At 64.1% G+C, this 13,732-nt stretch carries 11 protein-coding genes, 1 tRNA gene and 1 pseudogene; 5 read left to right on the top strand and 8 right to left on the bottom strand.

The genetic code is table 11. The annotated features are described in order from the left end of the window. The first annotated feature begins 9 nt into the window (after positions 1-9). A complete protein-coding gene (gene xseA, locus BE0216_RS10410) occupies positions 10-1,317 on the top strand; it encodes an exodeoxyribonuclease VII large subunit (RefSeq protein WP_094636608.1) in 1,308 nt (435 codons plus the stop codon). A gap of 62 nt (positions 1,318-1,379) precedes the next feature. Further along, positions 1,380-1,667 (top strand): exodeoxyribonuclease VII small subunit, encoded by a 288-nt coding sequence (locus BE0216_RS10405; RefSeq protein WP_072725840.1) that lies wholly within the window; start codon positions 1,380-1,382, stop codon positions 1,665-1,667. Between the two features lie 110 nt (positions 1,668-1,777). On the opposite strand, the gene BE0216_RS10400 is transcribed toward BE0216_RS10405, so the two are convergent. Both BE0216_RS10400 and BE0216_RS10395 read right to left on the bottom strand, forming a co-directional pair. After that, positions 1,778-2,623 (bottom strand): SDR family oxidoreductase, encoded by an 846-nt coding sequence (locus BE0216_RS10400; protein ID WP_094636607.1) that lies wholly within the window; start codon positions 2,621-2,623, stop codon positions 1,778-1,780. 503 nt (positions 2,624-3,126) lie between these two features. Then, entirely contained in the window at positions 3,127-3,558 is a 432-nt protein-coding gene (locus BE0216_RS10395; protein WP_094636606.1) for an amidohydrolase family protein, read from the bottom strand. Between the two features lie 73 nt (positions 3,559-3,631). Between BE0216_RS10395 and BE0216_RS10390 the strand changes: the two genes are divergently transcribed. Both BE0216_RS10390 and BE0216_RS10385 read left to right on the top strand, forming a co-directional pair. Further along, positions 3,632-3,704, top strand: a tRNA-Arg gene (locus tag BE0216_RS10390). A 159-nt stretch (positions 3,705-3,863) separates the two neighbouring features. Then, complete coding sequence (locus BE0216_RS10385; protein ID WP_094636605.1) at positions 3,864-4,883, top strand: endonuclease/exonuclease/phosphatase family protein; 1,020 nt, start codon at positions 3,864-3,866, stop codon at positions 4,881-4,883. 20 nt (positions 4,884-4,903) lie between these two features. On the opposite strand, the gene BE0216_RS10380 is transcribed toward BE0216_RS10385, so the two are convergent. Both BE0216_RS10380 and BE0216_RS10375 read right to left on the bottom strand, forming a co-directional pair. Continuing rightward, positions 4,904-5,812, bottom strand: coding sequence for a cation transporter (locus BE0216_RS10380; RefSeq protein ID WP_094636604.1), 909 nt, complete (start codon positions 5,810-5,812; stop codon positions 4,904-4,906). 278 nt (positions 5,813-6,090) lie between these two features. Further along, entirely contained in the window at positions 6,091-7,257 is a 1,167-nt protein-coding gene (locus BE0216_RS10375) for an aminotransferase class I/II-fold pyridoxal phosphate-dependent enzyme (protein WP_226805830.1), read from the bottom strand. A 414-nt stretch (positions 7,258-7,671) separates the two neighbouring features. Here BE0216_RS10375 and BE0216_RS10370 point away from each other — a divergent pair, with 414 nt between their 5' ends. Further along, positions 7,672-8,727 (top strand): Gfo/Idh/MocA family protein, encoded by a 1,056-nt coding sequence (locus BE0216_RS10370; protein ID WP_094636602.1) that lies wholly within the window; start codon positions 7,672-7,674, stop codon positions 8,725-8,727. 177 nt (positions 8,728-8,904) lie between these two features. Here BE0216_RS10370 and BE0216_RS10365 read toward each other — a convergent pair. The 4 genes and pseudogenes from BE0216_RS10365 to BE0216_RS10350 form a co-directional block, all read right to left on the bottom strand. Next, a pseudogene (locus BE0216_RS10365) lies at positions 8,905-9,300 on the bottom strand (very short patch repair endonuclease); the annotation flags it as partial. Between the two features lie 111 nt (positions 9,301-9,411). After that, complete coding sequence (locus BE0216_RS10360) at positions 9,412-11,472, bottom strand: glycogen debranching N-terminal domain-containing protein (RefSeq protein ID WP_226805775.1); 2,061 nt, start codon at positions 11,470-11,472, stop codon at positions 9,412-9,414. A gap of 65 nt (positions 11,473-11,537) precedes the next feature. Then, complete coding sequence (locus BE0216_RS10355) at positions 11,538-12,416, bottom strand: carbohydrate ABC transporter permease (protein ID WP_094636600.1); 879 nt, start codon at positions 12,414-12,416, stop codon at positions 11,538-11,540. Between the two features lies 1 nt (position 12,417). Next, complete coding sequence (locus BE0216_RS10350; RefSeq protein WP_094636599.1) at positions 12,418-13,635, bottom strand: carbohydrate ABC transporter permease; 1,218 nt, start codon at positions 13,633-13,635, stop codon at positions 12,418-12,420. Between the last annotated feature and the right edge of the window lie 97 nt (positions 13,636-13,732).

The raw sequence follows: 13,732 nt of genomic DNA, 5'->3' as shown, positions 1-13,732 counted from the left end.
TTGAGGCTTATGACATCGTTTATGGGAACCCCGAATCCAGGCGCGCCCGCCGCCGTGGATATCCCCGCCGAGCCGCGGCCGCTGGACCAACTGCCCGCGCGCGCCGGCGAGACCACCGCGGCCAATCCGTGGCCGGTAAGCATTCTGAGCCAGAAGTTCCACACGGCCGTGGATCGCTGGCCCTCGGCCTGGGTCTGCGGGCAGATCACGCAGATCAACACGCGTCGCGCAGGCTCCGCCTACATCACCCTCCGCGACGATTTCGAGGACATCGCGATGGAGGTCAACGGCTTCGGCCAGTTCGCCGCCGCCGCCTCGCAATTCACGCAGGGCGACCGCGTGGTGATCCACGGCAAGCCGAACCTGTGGATGAAACGCACCTCGCTGTCGTTGCGCGGCGACATGATCCTGCGCGTCGGCGCTGGCGGCAGCCTGAAAGCCATGATCGACGAACTGCGCAAGCGGCTCAAGGGAGAAGGCTTGTTCGACGAGGACCACAAACTTCCCCTGCCCCAATTCCCCGGCCGCATCGGCTTGATATGCGCACCTCAGGCCCGCGCCGAAGGCGATGTGATCACCAATGTGAATCTGCGTTGGCCGGCCGTGGAATTCTCGGTCGTGCACGTGCACGTGCAGGGCGAACAGTGCCCCGCGGATGTGGTCAAAGCCATCGAACAATTGGACGCCGACCCGCAGGTGGACGTAATCATCGTGGCCCGCGGCGGCGGCGCGTTCGAGGATCTCATCGGCTTCTCCGACGAGCGTGTGGTGCGCGCGGCCTACGCCTGCGCCACCCCCCTGGTCTCCGCCATCGGACACGAGGACGATTGGACGCTGCTGGATCTGGTGGCCGACATGCGCGCCTCCACACCGACCGACGCGGCCAAACGTGTGGTGCCGGACGTGCGCGAGCAACAACAGCTGATCGAGAACGCCATCGGCCAGATGCGGCTGCGCGTGCGCGCCCGCGTGGACAACGAGATCCGCCTGGTCGAAGGCTATGCGAACCGGCCGAGTCTGACCCAGCCCCTGACCATGCTGGAACCCCACCAACGGTTCGTAGACGAGGCGCTGCAACGATTGGACATCGGCCTGCGTCGCATCGCCGACGACGCAGCGCTCACCATCGAAAAGGCGCACGCCTCGCTCACCGCGCTCAGCCCCCAATCCACACTGAACCGCGGCTATGCCGTCGTGCAGACCGCCGACGGGCATGTGCTCGACGACGCGGCGAGCGTCTCCCCCGGCGACGAGCTCACCCTGACCTTGAAGCGCGGCGTCCTCACCGCCCAAGCCACGTCATCCGCCGTCGACTGACCCATACATAGATGTTCGTCATCCCGAGCGAAGTCGAGGGATCTCACAGAAAGCAGAACCACATGACCGAGAAAAACACCGCCCCCGCGTCCTCCCTCAGCGATAAGGAACGCGAGGCCATCGCGCAGATGCCGTATGAGGAGGCGCGAGACAAGCTCATCCAAGCCGTGCAGGCGCTGGAGGCCGGAGGGCTGAACCTCGACCAGTCGATGCGCCAATGGGAGATCGGCGAGGCGCTGGCCAAGCGCGCGCAGAGTCTGCTCAACGACGTGCGCGCCAAGCTGGACGCCGCCCAAGCCGCGCAGTCCTCCGGCGCGGATACGGCGGGGACTCAGGACAATCTGTCCTGAGTCCCATTCGCGGCACACCGCTCACCTCGCCTACACGCGCCCCACAGGGACGCGCGCTCCACGGCTCGGCCCAGGACAATCTGTCCTGAGTCCCATTCGCGGCACGACGTTTAATAGATGGCGTAGCCGCCGTCGATCTGCAGATTGGCACCGGTGATATACGAGGACGCGTCGCTGGCGAGGAACAGCAGCGCGCCCGCCAATTCGTCGTTGCAGCCGAAACGCTTCATCGGCACCACATCGATCATCGCGTCATGCACCGCGTCGTCGATGCGGCCGACGTGGATGCCCGACCATACGTATCCGGGAGAGATCACGTTGGAACGGATGCCGTACGGAGCCAGCGCTGCACCCAGATAACGCGCGTACTCGTAGATGCCGGCCTTGGTCGCGCCGTACGCGGCGACCGGCGAGGGTCCTCCGGCGATGTAGTTCGCGTTGTGCCCGGATAGGGACGAGGTGAAGATCAGCGAGCCGCCATGCCCATGCTCGCGCATGATGTTCTGGGCGATCTGCGCGGTCATATAGGCACCGGTCAGGTTGATGTCGATGGTTGTACGCCACACCTCATACGGCTCGTCGGCGTCGTCGCCAGGCACGTTGACGCCGGCGTTCAGAAACGCGATGTCGACCGTGCCGAGCTCGTCCACCAATTGGGTTTTCAGCGCGGCGACCTGCTCGCGGTCGGACACGTCGCACAGCATCGGCACGACGCGCACGCCGTAGCGTTCGGACAGTTCGGCCGCCAGCGCCTCCAACTCGCCCTTTTTCGGTTCGATGTCGACGATGGCCACGTCGGCGCCGGCCTCCGCCCACGCGGCGGCGGCGTTGCGTCCGATGCCACCGGCACCGCCGGTGACGAATCCTTTCTTGCCGTTCAACGAGAACTTGTCCATCACCTTATAGTCGGGATCGCGCCATTTATCGAGGGGATAGATCGCATCATAATCACGCATGTCGTTGCCTTTCTCACGTCACGTCGTTGTTCCGTCCGGCGCATGGCCGTACCGCAACGCTATCATCCCGGCGCGCGGATTCGCCGGCAATCAGCAACGCCACGCCGGGCGGTGAATCACCATCGGACAGTTGCCTTGCCCTACGGGCGGCTGCATACCACCTACGGGCGGCCGTCTCCCACCTACGGGCGGCCGTCTTGCCTTACGGGCGGCAATCCCCGCCTTCGGGCGGTCAAAGATTTTATCCACTCTCCGACATTCGTTTATTCTCGCAATAAGAAACGTTGAAATTCAGCCATTCCCGTCTTGATAAAAACAATCAGCCGATGGAAATGACCAACCCATCAACCGCCCGAAGGGCAAGACAACCACCCGTAGGGCAAGACAGCCGCCCGTAGGTGGTACGTAACCGCCCGAAGGTGGCATGCGACCGCCCGAAGGTGGCGCGCAGCCGCCCTAGCGGAACGGAACAGGCCGATCAGGGAAACCGAAAGGCCAACACCTTACTGGAGCAGCGAGCTGTACCGCCGACGCCACGCCTCCCATGCGGCGAGGTCGGCGGACTGGTTCTCCGGGGTGTCGAAGGTGGCGAGCAGCGACTGGCGCGCGAATTCGGCGAGTTCGGACATCGTATAGCCGGCTTCGACCAACGCGATGTAGTTGTCGGCGATGTATCCGCCGAAGTAGGCCGGATCGTCGGAGTTCACGGTGATGCGCACGCCGGCCCGGGCCAGTTCGCGCAACGGCAGGTCGCGTACGTCCCCCACCACATTGAGCCGCAGATTGGATAGCGGGCAGCAGGACAGCAAAGCGGCACGCTTTTCCAGACAACGCACCGGCGGGCTCGGCCGTCGGCATGCCGAAGGAATGGTGCCCCAGATAGGAATCGAACCTACGACACCATCTTTAGAAAGGAGCGGCCTTTGTGTTTGCATTCTTGTTCTGGCAACATCGGCTGCGACAATTGGTCGAACCAGGTGCGAAACGCGTGTACAATATCAACTCGTTGCCCCAGTAGCTCAGTGGATAGAGCACATCTCTCCTAAAGATGGTGTCGTAGGTTCGATTCCTATCTGGGGCACACTTGTTCTCCGCCCTCCAGCGGCCCTATCGAACAGTTCGTGCCGGTTTGGTGCAAACCGGCGAATCAGCCTGGCGAACGAGTGCGCGCGCCAAGCCCCATGCGTTAAGGTGGCAATTCGCGATCACGCATGTGATTCGGCGACAGGCAGGAGGCATAATGGCAGGATTGGCTGGCAAAGGCAGGAGACGTCATCGCATTCTCGGCGCGTTCGCCGGAATCTTCGCCGTCGCGGCGTTGCTGGGCACGGCCGCGCGCGAGCTTCCCGCCGACTTGCAGGAACTCCCTTATGTGCCGGTCGTCGTCTCCGCCACGCCGTGGTTCACGCTATTGGCGTTACTCGCGCTGCTGCTCGCCATCATCTCCCGTCGTGTGGTGATGGCGCTGATCGCCGTCATTGCCATCGGATTGAACGTCTACTGGCAGTTGCCGTTCTTCCAACCATCCGCCACACTGCCCGACGAAGCGCAGCAGGCGGTGGCCTCGGCCTCGGCCGACACCTCGGACGCCTACGCGCGCGTGATGACGCTCAACGTCTACAAAGGCCAGGCCGACGCGCAGGAGATCGTCGATCTGGTACGCGACCAACGCGTCGAGGTGCTGGCTCTGCAGGAGACGACCGATGATTTCGTGGAACGGCTGAACGAGGCCGGCATCGAATATTACCTGCCGTACGCCAACGTCTCCTCGTCGGATGGCGTGTATGGCAACGGCATCTGGTCGGCCGCGCCGCAATCCGACCCGGCCGACGACGACGTGAACTCCAGCGCCTCGTTCATGCCGGGCGGCACGGTGGACTTCGCCGGCACCGAGGTGCGTTTCGTCTCCGTGCACACCACCGCCCCGGTTCCCGGCTATTGGGCCCAGTGGAAACGCTCGCTGGACGAACTCGCCCTGATGCGAGCCGACACCGACACGCGATACATATTCATGGGCGATTTCAACGCCACCTACGACCACACGCCCTTCCGCAACTTCCTCGGCGACCGATTCACGGACGCGGCCCGCCAGTCCGGACACGGATTCACCTTCACTTGGCCCATGGATCGAACGTATCTGCCTGCGTTCGCCGGCATCGACCATGTGGTGCTCGACCAGGGCATGACGGCCGGCCAATGCCGGACGGTGAAGGTCACCGGGTCGGATCATGCGGCCCTGCTGGCCACCATCGCGGTCTGACCAGGCTTCCGACGTGCGGATCAGTCGAACACGAAGTTCACGTCGACGATGGGGAATCGTGGACGCAGCGCGGCTTCCAGCTCCTGTTTGCGGCTGTTGACGTGGCTGACGTTCATCGTGTCGTTCTCGCACAGCAGGTACACGTCGACCGTGTAGCTCATGCCTTGTTTGAACACGTGGACGCGGTCGAGACTGGTGCCTCCGGGCAGATGCCCACGCGCTTCGAGTTCGATATGCTCGTTGGTCTCCTCGTCGATGACGCGGCCGCCGATCAGTTCGACGAATCCGTCGTGCAGCACGGTCAGCGGTTCCTTGAGCGAAATCGCCACCAAAGCGATGGTGATGAAGAAATCACCGGTGTAGTTGAGCCATCCGAGCGGCGAATCCAACGGCACAAAGGTGAGCGCCAACGCGGCCACGCCGATGCCGCCGGAAACCATGCCATCGACCAGCGTGGTGCGCGCCTCCGCGTCGAGCATGGTGCTGGCACCGTGAATGCGCGCGTTCTCATAGCGGTAGAACAACACCATCCCCACGCAGATCGCCACCATCACCAGCTCATACCAGACCACAGGACCGAGCACCAACGGCTCCCCTATGCCGAAGCGCCAATACTCAATGGCCGCCTGCGTGACGTTGATGGTGGAGAAAGCGAGCAGCGACAAAGTCAGCACCGCCTTGACGATCGCATACAGCGGTTCCAACGCGAAAAACCCGTTGGGGAACCGGTCTGTGGTGCGCGCGCTGCGCGACGAGACGACCAGCGCCACCAGCCCGGAGATCAACGCGATGACGGTGAACACACCGTCTAGGAAAATCGCCTCCATACCGGTGATGAAGAACACCGTCAGACCCGCGGCGCCCATCACCGCATTGCATGCGATACCCACGCCGAGCGCACGCTGTTCCACACGTTTCTGATTGAGCATCCGCCACCTCGCTTTCATTGTCGGGGCGGCTCGAAGAACCCGCACGTTCCATGCTATCGGCAATACGCGGGCGCCGACGCGCATTCAGCGCGGGGCGGAGATGCGAGGTCGCACAAAGCGCCATCCAACCGACGCCCGTGCGACTTTTCCGCACAGAAACGAACACGCGATGATCATACGGTCCGGCGGAATACCGCCGTTCGGGACGAAATCTGTTCGTTTACGCCCCGAAAAAGGGTCGCACGGGACCTACCGCCTGATGCGACCGTGCGACGACCTCACCTCACAAACCTCCCCAGCCGCTCCAGCCCTTCCGCCAGCGCCTCGCGCGAAGCGGCGTACGACAGACGCACATGCGTGTCGGCGGTGGCCGCGCCGAAATCACGGCCGGGGGTCAGCGCCACATGCGCGTCCGCCAACGCGCGCTCGCAGAAGGTCCACGCGTCCATTCCGGTCGAGGAGACGTTGAAGTAGGCGTAGAACGCGCCGTTCGGCTCCACCTCCACCGGCAGCCCGATGCGCCTGAGTCCCTCGACCACGATGGCGCGGCGGGCGAGCAGCTCCCGACGCCGGCGCTCGCATTCGGCGAGGCTGTCGGGGGTGAAGCAGGCGAGCGCCGCGTGTTGGGTGGGTGTATGCGCGCACAGGTAGTAGTTGGTGGCCAGATCGTCGACCGCGGTGAGCACGGCGTCGTCGTCGGGCATGATGGCCCAGCCGAGCCGCCATCCGGTCATGCCGAAGAATTTGGAGAAACTGTTGCACACAATGGCGCCCGGATCGCAGGCGAGCACGGAACGCACCTTGGTGCCGTCCGGCTCGCGGTCGGCCAGATCGAGGTAGGTCTCGTCCACGATGCGCCATGCGCCGCGACCGGCGGCCAGCGCGCAGACTCGGGAGAGCATGTCGAAGCCGATGGTGGTGCCGGTCGGATTCGAAGGCGAGGTGATCATCACGGCTTTGGTGCGTTCGGTCCAATACCGTTCGACGAGTTCATCCGTCAGATGGAAGCGGGTCGCGGCGCTGGTCGGCACGTCCACGACATTGCCTTCGAAGGAGCGCACGAGCTCGCGGTTGCATGGATACGAGGGGTCGGCGACCATCACATCGTCGCCGGGGTCGACGGTCAGCGCGGTGGCAAGCAGCAGCGCGGCCGAACCTCCCGCGGTGATGACGATACGTTTGGGATCGATGTCGAGCGCGTGCCGTTCGTGGTAGAAGTCGGCGATGGCGCGCCTGAGTTCGGGCAGCCCCATGGCCGCGGTGTAGGGCAGGGCGCGTCCGTCGTATTGCTCGCGCATCGCGTCGCGCACGGCGGGCGGCGCGCCGAAGTCGGGCTCGCCGAGGCTGAGTTTGATCACGTCGACGCCGTCCGCGATCATACGGTCGGCCTTCTCACCGAACACCATCGCGCGGAAGGGGTTGGATTCCGCCGCGCGTCGCGACATCGCGGGTGTCGGGACCGGGCCTCCGCCGGACGCCTTGGCGGAACCGGAGGACTGAGACTGCTGCTGTGCTGCGCTTTCCATAATGTCGTTGTAACCGCGATTCGGGACATTGCATCCCTTCCCCGTCGAGATGTTTCGACTCCGCCCACGCCTGCGCCCGGCGCGATGAAAAAGAAACGGCACCTCCGGCCTCCATCCTCCTTCGACATCCCAAGCGGGACGGTACGCCTCCCGCGAGCAGGAGGAACCGTGGATGAAAGATGGATGGAGACCTTTCCGCAGCGTGTCTCCCGCACGCGAGCGGAACAATCCGGTGAGACGGTCGATGCGTGAGGGCGCGGGTATGCCTCCCGCGCGCGGGCGGAACCGTATACTGAGGTACGACGAACCAACATCGACGTTCGAAGGAGAACCATGAGCAGGCTGAACGGCACCCGCGCAGCATTCGACACCAATGACGAGAAGGTGAACGTCGCCATTCTGGGCGCGGGACGCATCGCGCACACCATGGCCGACACGTTGGTCAAAATGGCCGCCGACCCCCGCTATGCGGACCTGATCCACCCATATGCGGTGGCGGCTCGCGACTTGGGCCGCGCGCAGGCTTTCGCCGACCAGTGGGGATTCGACCAGGCGTACGGTTCGTATGAGGATCTGGTTGCCGACCCGGCCGTGGATCTGGTGTATATCGCCACGCCGCACAGTCTGCACGCCGAACAGGCGATCCTATGCATGAAGGCCGGCAAGAACGTGCTGGTGGAGAAGTCGTTCACCGCGAACGCCGACCAGGCCCGCGAAACGCTGGATGTGGCCTGCGAGACCGGCATGCTGTGCGCGGAGGCGATTTGGACGCGGTACATGCCCAGCCGCCGGATCATCAATGAGATCCTCGATTCGGGAGAGATCGGCGAAGTGAAGTCCGTAAGCGCGAATCTGTGCTATCCGGTGTCCGATAAGGCGCGTATGACCGATCCGAACACGGCCGGCGGCGCGCTGCTCGACGTGGGCGTGTATCCGTTGAATTTCATCGATATGGCGGTGGGCGCCGACCATGGCCGCGCGATCGACCATATGGACACCTCCATGGTGGCGCATGAGTCCGGTGTGGACGCGCAGAACTCCACCACGCTGGTTTACGACGACGGCGTGATGGCCGTCTCCGCCAGCTCGATGGTCGCCGCTTCCGACCGCGGCGGCTACGTGTGGGGCACCAAGGGATATCTGGTGGTGCATAACATCAACAATCCGGAAGGCATCGACGTGTATGGCGCGGACCATCGGCTGGCACGCCATGTGGAGGTTCCCGAGCAGCTCACCGGATATGAGTACGAGGTGGCAGACGCGGCGAACGCGTTGATCGACGGCAAAACCGAATGCGAGGCCATGCCGCATAAGGACACGGTGCGCATCATGGAGCTGATGGATTCGATTCGCATGCGCTGGGGTCTGAGGTTCCCGTTCGAGGACTGAGCATCACCGAGACGTGTCGGGTGGCGTCGTCGTATTGGGCACGACGACGTTACCCGGCGAAGTCTCGCTTGGCATGGGCCCGGCCGATGCGGCCCTGACCGGTGTGACGCCGTTTGACTTGACGTCATCAGATACGGCCATGCCGCTGTCGCCGGCGGCATCGTCGGCCGGACCGGCGGCCGCGTCGGCGCTCTGGCCGACGATCTGCTCATACAGCCGCGCAAGCCGCTCCTCGCGGGCGGTTTTCGTCAATTCGCATTCCCACACGGTGATGACATGCCATCCGTCCGCCTCGAGTTGTGCCCGTTGCATCCTGTCCCGTTCACGGTTGCGTAGCAGTTTCGCACTCCAGAACTCCACGTTGGATTTGGGATTGCGCACGCCTTTGGGGCAATCGTCGTGCATATGCCAGAAACATCCGTTGACGAACACGATGGTGTGCCAGCGCGGCAGCACCACATCGGGATGCCCCGGATATCGTTTGTCGTTCTTACGGAACCGCAGGCCGCGAGAGAACAGGTAACGGCGCACCATCACCTCGATCGAGGTGTCTTTTCCCCGGATGCGCGACATCGTGTACGACCGCGTGCCCCGCTCGTATTTCTCCGTTTGCTGCCCTCGTGCCACCCTCACAGCCTATACCACGGTGAGGGCGGCACGTCGCGTTCCGCTTGATCGGCCGTCCTATCGCTCGATGCGCAGGCCACGGGCCAATGGGGAGCCGCACGGAGCGTTCCCCGCGCCGCAATCGCCGCCGGGATTCAGGTCGAGCAGCACCGACAGCACCGCGACCGACGAGGCCGCCGACCATGCCTGGGGATGGCATGCCGCCGGATACGGCGCAGGACCGTACTCCCCCGCATCGCCCGAATACAGTTCCGGAATCTGGTAGTCGAACCTCTCCGCGGCGCTGATCAGTCCTTCGGCGATGGCGGCCGCCTCCTCGACGTATCCTTCGGCCCGCAGACCGCACATGACGATGGCGCTGTCGTGGGCCCACACCGATCCGCAGTGATAGCTGTCGGGCGAATATCCGCCGGCCAGGCCGCTCATCGTGCGCACGCCGTATCCGCTCATCATGTCGTCGCCCGTCAGACGGGCGACCACGTCGCGCACACCCTGCTCGTCGAGGATGCCAGTGCCCAGCAGATGACCGATGTTGCTGGTCAGCGCGTCGACGGGACGCTTGTCCGCGTCCAGGGCGATCGCCGGATATCGGCCGCGCTCGTCCTCCACCCAGAAGCTCCCGTTGAACCGGGCTTTGAGTTCCGCCGCCCACGCGCGCCATTCCCGTGCGCCGTCGCGGCCGAAACGTTCCAGCAGCTCGGCGCCCAGCATGGCCGCCTGATAGGCGTAACCCTGCACCTCGCACAGGGCGATCGGCCCCTGCGCGATGCCGCCGTCGTTCCAACGCACCGAGTCGCCCGAATCCTTCCAGCCTTGGTTGCTCAGCCCATGGCCGGTCTCGTCGATGTATTCCAGGAAGCCGTCGCCATCGCAATCGCCCCAGTCACGCAGCCAAGCCAAGGCCGCTTCGAGATTCGGCAGCAGCGCGCGCACCTCCTCTTCGGGCGCGCCCCAACGTGCGGCCTCGGCGAGCAGGATGATCCACAGCGGAGTCGCGTCGATGGTGCCGTAGTACAGCGGCGGCAGCGTCATCCCATCGGATGCGAACACGCCGGCGGACACCAACGGTTCGGCACGCAGCTCATGCATGATCTTTCCGGGACTCGCGTTGGTCTGCGGATCCGACATCCGGGATTGGAAATGCGCGAGAGTGCGCAGCGTGCCCATGGCCGTGCGCGTCGTCAGAGGCAGCATGAACCGGGCCGCCCACAGCGAGTCGCGGCCGAACAGCGTGAAGAACCAGGGCGCGCCGGCGGCCAGGAATTCATCGTGGGGCAACGCCGGCACCGACATGCGAAGCCCGTCAAGATCGCGCAACGACACGTTCGCCCAGCTCTCCAGCCGATTGTCGTCGGCCCGCACGCGAACGTCAGTCCACGGGCAGGGACCGTCCGCCGCCATGACGGCGTTGCTCGGGGTCTCGACGCGAAGATCCAAAGCCACCTCGCGCACGCCTCGCGCCGGAACCGTCAGATTCCAGACGAACAGGCATTCGAGTCCCGATATGGAGACCTGCGGAACATCGTCGACTCCCTGCGGCGTTCCGACCGCACGGACGAGAGCGGATATCTCGCCGCAGTCGACCGCCACGCCGTGACGCGGCCCCGCCGCCTCACCTGCCGGCAGATGGCGCAGCGTCACCTTCCCGCCCTTCGCCGCGGAGGACTCGATGCCTCCTTTCACCTCCTGCATCGTGGCCATGTCGAATCGCAACGACATCTCGAGACGGACCGCGCGGTCCTCATCCAGCGCGCTGCGCAGTTCGACGCGCTCGATGAGGCCGTCGGCGCTTACGGAACGATGTTCGTTCACGCGCATCTGAGGGTCGACCGTGGGGCCTTCGATATTGCGCGCGACCAGTGTGGACCGGCTCTCGCCCTTGTTCCGCGAATCCCAGCCGATAGGGGTCGGGGTTTCGCCATCCACCCGCAGACCGATGGCGGAGACGATTCGCGTGTCCCCGAGGTAGAAGCCCGCGATCGATTCCGCCCCCGCATGGCTCGCGGTCGCGTCGACCACGCCGTCCGGCGCGCACCACAGCTGCGCGGGCGCGTGCACCAACGGCTTCATATCATGCATCCACGGCTGGCGCGTACGCTGCGTATCGTTGCTCTGCATCGTTATCGATTCTCCATTGTTCGAGTTGTTCATAGTGTGCGTGTGCTGTGCCGGCGTCACGGCCCTTATTCCTTGACCGATCCCTCCGAGCTGTTCATGATCTGTTTCTGGAAGATGAAGAACAGCACGGCCACAGGTATGGTCATCACCACCGCCGCGGCCAGTTTGACCGGATATTGGTTGCCCGCCGACAGCTGGCCGCTGGCCAGCGAGGCGACGCCCTTAGTCAGCGTGGTGAGGCTGGAGGATTGCGTGGACACGATGAAGTGGGACAGTTCGTTCCACGATCCTTGGAACGAGAGGATGGAGATCGTCACCAACGCGGGACGCGCCATCGGCAACACGATCGACCAGAAGATGCGGAACGTGCCCGCGCGGTCGATCATCGCCTGCTCCTCGACGGAGCGGGGAATCGATTCGAAGAAGTTCTTCATGATGAACACGCCGGACGCGTCGATCAGCAGCGGCAGAATCATACCCGCGTAGGTGTCGTAGATGCCCAGGGTTTTGATGATGAGGAATTTCGGGATCAGCAGGACCACGCCGGGAACGCTCATCACCGCGACCAATGCGGCGAACACCAGATTGCGGCCACGGAAGTTCAGCCGGGACAACGCGTATCCGGCGAGGGAGTCGAAGAACACCCTGCCCAGGGTCACCACGATGGTCACGACGAAGGAGTTCCTGAACCACACCGGGAAGTCCGAGTTGAGGAACAGCTTGTTGTACGCGGCGGTGGTCCACACCTCGGGCACCAGCGAGACCGGATTCGAAGTGGCGTCCGCGTCGGTTTTGAACGAGGTGGCCACTTGGATCACGAACGGCATGATGTAGATGAACGCGAGCGCGATCAGCAGGACATACAGCAGAATGCCGCTGTGGGCCAGGCGCTTGAGCCATGACTGGCCGCCCTGCCTTGCGGCGGCGGACGATGTGCGGGACATCTCAGACCCCTTTCTCTTTCACGGCATGCGGTGCGGCGGAGTTCGGCCGTCTTCCCAGCGACATGACCTCATCGCGGCTCATGCCGCGGGCTTCGGCCTTCATCGCCTCATAATCGGCCCGCTTACGACGGGACAGTTTCTTGTCCTTCATGATCTGGCGCTGCGCCCAGGTCATCGCGATGATGATGAGGAACAGGATGAAGGCGATGGCCGCTCCCCTGCCCCACTCCTGGCTGTTGAAGGCGGCGCTGTACGACAGGTAGGCGGGGGTGAGCGTCGTCTTCGCGGGGCCTCCCTGCGTGCCGGTGTAGATCTGGTCGAACACCTGCCAGGTGCCGATGATGCCCAAGGTTACCACGGTGAAGATCGTGGGTTTGAGCTGCGGCACGGTGACCTTCCACAGACGCTGCCATGTGGTGGCGCCGTCCATGATGGCCGCCTCGTCGGTGGCCTCGCCGATGCTCTGCAGGGCGGCGATGAACATCAGCATGTAGGTTCCCGATGTGGTGAACACCACCATCAGGATGATGGCGAACATCGCCACGGATGGACCGGCCAGCCAATCCCACAGGCTCACGCCGAGGAACTCGGTGTTCGTGAGCGCCGCCGGCCCCTGCGTCACGCCCATCGCGCCCAGCAGGATGTGAAGCAGTCCGCGCGAGTCGTTGAACCAGTTCGGGCCTTCCACGCCGAACCATCCGAGGATCGCGTTGATCGTGCCGGAGGCGTTGAACAGGAAGAGCCACAGCACGGTGATCGCCACGGAGCTGGTGACGGAGGGGAAGTAGAAGGCCGTGCGGAAGAAGCCTCTGGCCTTGAGGATCCTACGGTTGAGCATCACCGCCAGCAGTAGGGAGATGATCGTCTGCAGCGGGATGACCAGCAGCGTGTACCACAGGTTGTTGCGGATAGCGGTGCCGAAATCGCGTTGCGCCAGGCCGGGCGTCGTGAGCACGTCCTGGTAGTTCTCCAGTCCGATGAAATCCACGTTGCTGCCGAACGGGGTGCCGCGGCCGCTCCAGTTCGAGAAGCTCACCCACAGCGCCATGATGATGGGGATGACGAGGAACACACCGAGGATGACGATCATCGGAAGGCAGAACAGCCATCCGGAAATCTCCTCGTTGCGCCTGTTGATGCGTTGGCTCGCGCCGTCGCCTTTGCATTTGGCCCCGCCGCAGCTTTTCGCCCGTGCGTCGCCATGCGTTGCGAACTTCATGTCGGCCGACTCCTTCCGTCATGTCTTCGATGTGTGCCGCCCGGGGCGCGCGGGCCCGGGCCGGCCGCCAACAAGGTCGTGTCGCTTCGTTGGCGCC

It is taken from the genome of Bifidobacterium eulemuris (assembly GCF_014898155.1).
GTDB classification, from domain to species: domain Bacteria; phylum Actinomycetota; class Actinomycetes; order Actinomycetales; family Bifidobacteriaceae; genus Bifidobacterium; species Bifidobacterium eulemuris.
Note: the sequence above shows the minus strand (reverse complement) of the source record. Positions and strands in the feature narration are given on the sequence as shown.